Below are 2,333 nucleotides of genomic sequence, written 5' to 3'. Positions count from 1 at the left end.
AAGTTTAATCTACTCAAAAACTTACTCATAAAAAAGAATTGCTGGTTTTTAACTTAATTAATATCTGTTCAATTTTCAAAGACCAATTTGTTTGCCACCCTTAAGCGACTTCATTATCTTATCATTTCTTTTGTTCCATGTCAACACGTTTTAATATTTATTCCTAATTATAAATTTCCCCCATATTAGACTGGTAAGTAGCTTATTTAATGAGAAGCATAATCCCTTATGTATAAGTTCCTACACTCCTTAAAATCTTTCTATCTATTTGATTTTTTACTTACCTGTTCTTCTTCCTAATGTCTCTATTATTATTAATGCAGTATCCTCTATTGCCCGTTGGGTAACTTCTATAACTTGACAACCTAACCGTCTCATTATTTTATCAGCAAATTCAAATTCTTCTAGTATCCTAGCATCTCCAGCATAATCAATATCCGCAGGCATCCTATGAAATTTATCTAATCTTTTTTTTCTTATCTCTATTAATTGGAGTGGATTTATAGTAAGTCCAAATATTTTTCTTCTATCTAATTCAAACAATTCATCCGGGACTCCCACCTCAGGTACCAAAGGTATATTAATTGCCTTTAACCCTTTATTAGCTAGATACATACATAATGGTGTTTTAGATGTTCTAGATAATCCTATCAATATAACGTCTGCATTTTTAAGTCCTCTATAATCCTTACTGTCATCATACTGCATAGCAAACTCCATAGCTTCAATTCTCTTAAAGTATTCCTCATCAGTACTCCACATAGCACCCGGATTATAATCTGGCATCTTATTTAATAAAGTAGATGCAACATTTATAACTGGTCCTAATACATTATTGATAAATATATTTTTCCCTATAGCCTTTTCAGTTAAATATTCTCTAACATTTACGGCTATTATTGTTGAAATAATCATTGCCTTTTCACATTCATCAATAGACTTTATTACATCTTCAACATCTTCTAATGTCTTAATGTATGGCATTCTTTTTACTACTACATCTTGTTTAAATTGACTAGCTACTGCAATTGCTACTTGATTGGATGTTTCTCCAATGGAGTCTGATACTGCAAAAATTGTTAACATTCTAATACCCTCTTTCCTCAAATTTCATAATTCTCTATTTTATTATACATTATTCAAATGCAGTTAACTACTTTAAATAAGTCGTGAATTAAAATATACCCTGTGGTAAACTTTAAATATGTTTAATTTAGGAGGTATATATGAAACATTTGAAACTATTTACTATCGAGGGCCTGCCTTTAATGTGGTCTCTGTATTTTCTATTTGAATCTATTACTGGTCGGGTTACTGATTCCGAGACTGTAATAGCAAATTTACTTTTAATTATCTTATTTGCTTTTACAGGTTATATAGTTTATGTGCTTAGCTTAAGAAATTTAAATGGGATACCTTTAAAAATACTTTTTCTTTTCTTTTCAATTCTAATCCTAGTGGATCAAGGAATTAAACTTGTAATCAAGTTTTTCTTTTTCAATGAGAGATTTGAAATTTTCCCTAACATTCTAAGTTTTCATCCTATAATAAATACAGATGGCTCTTGGTTAAACGCTAGATTTGGCACATCAGTTAGCTTTCCACTTTTAATTTTCTCAAATATTATTTTTTTATTTCTCATAGTGGAATTATTTAGATATTTCGTATCTAATGGTAATAAAACTTTTTGGAGTGATATGGCTTTTGTATTCTTATTTTGTGGGGCTTTAGGATCTCTTATAGATAAAGTATTCTATGGAGGAAGTTTAGATTTTATTGGGATAAGTAATCTATTTATTGCAGATATAAAAGACATTTATATTAACCTAGGTCTTTACTTTTTTTTATTAGGCTCATATTCTAGTGGATATTTAACTTCGGATGATAGTAGTTCCTTTAAGGATGATATGAAATATCTAAAGAAATTTCTTTTATTCATGAAAACTGATCTTACCCATTTACTAAAAAGGTAAACTACTCCCACTTGTAAAGTGGGAGTTTTCTATTTTAAGCATTATCAATAAAAAACCAACACAAAAAAGGATTTTACAGAAGTAAAATCCTTTTTTATATTTAAAACTAAGCAAAGTCTTATTAGTATCTCTTCAAATGAAGAGAACTTTTTTGGTGGCTTACCGGGGAATCGAACCCCGGACACCTTGATTAAAAGTCAAGTGCTCTACCAACTGAGCTAGTAAACCATGTATACCTGGCAACGTCCTACTCTCCCACACAGTTGCCCATGCAGTACCATTGGCGCAATAGAGCTTAACTTTCCTGTTCGGAATGGAAAGGAGTGTTTCCTCTACGCCATCATCACCAGATTCTTCAGA

2 protein-coding genes, 1 tRNA gene and 1 rRNA gene are annotated in these 2,333 nt (G+C 30.7%); 1 reads left to right on the top strand and 3 read right to left on the bottom strand.

Features of this window, described 5'->3' with window-relative positions; genetic code table 11:
- Positions 1–276: 276 nt before the first annotated feature.
- On the bottom strand, positions 277–1,086 hold the full coding sequence (locus CLVI_RS17060; protein WP_106061446.1) for a pyruvate, water dikinase regulatory protein: 810 nt from the start codon (positions 1,084–1,086) through the stop codon (positions 277–279).
- Positions 1,087–1,226: 140 nt separating this feature from the next.
- Between CLVI_RS17060 and CLVI_RS17055 the strand changes: the two genes are divergently transcribed.
- Positions 1,227–1,973, top strand: coding sequence for a signal peptidase II (locus tag CLVI_RS17055; RefSeq protein WP_106061445.1), 747 nt, complete (start codon positions 1,227–1,229; stop codon positions 1,971–1,973).
- Between the two features lie 152 nt (positions 1,974–2,125).
- On the opposite strand, the gene CLVI_RS17050 is transcribed toward CLVI_RS17055, so the two are convergent.
- Positions 2,126–2,201 (bottom strand) — tRNA-Lys (locus tag CLVI_RS17050).
- A gap of 6 nt (positions 2,202–2,207) precedes the next feature.
- Positions 2,208–2,324, bottom strand: a 5S ribosomal RNA gene (gene rrf, locus CLVI_RS17045).
- Positions 2,325–2,333 lie beyond the last annotated feature (9 nt).

Source organism: Clostridium vincentii, assembly GCF_002995745.1.
In the GTDB taxonomy this organism is placed as follows: Bacteria; Bacillota; Clostridia; order Clostridiales; family Clostridiaceae; genus Clostridium; species Clostridium vincentii.
Note: the sequence above shows the minus strand (reverse complement) of the source record. Positions and strands in the feature narration are given on the sequence as shown.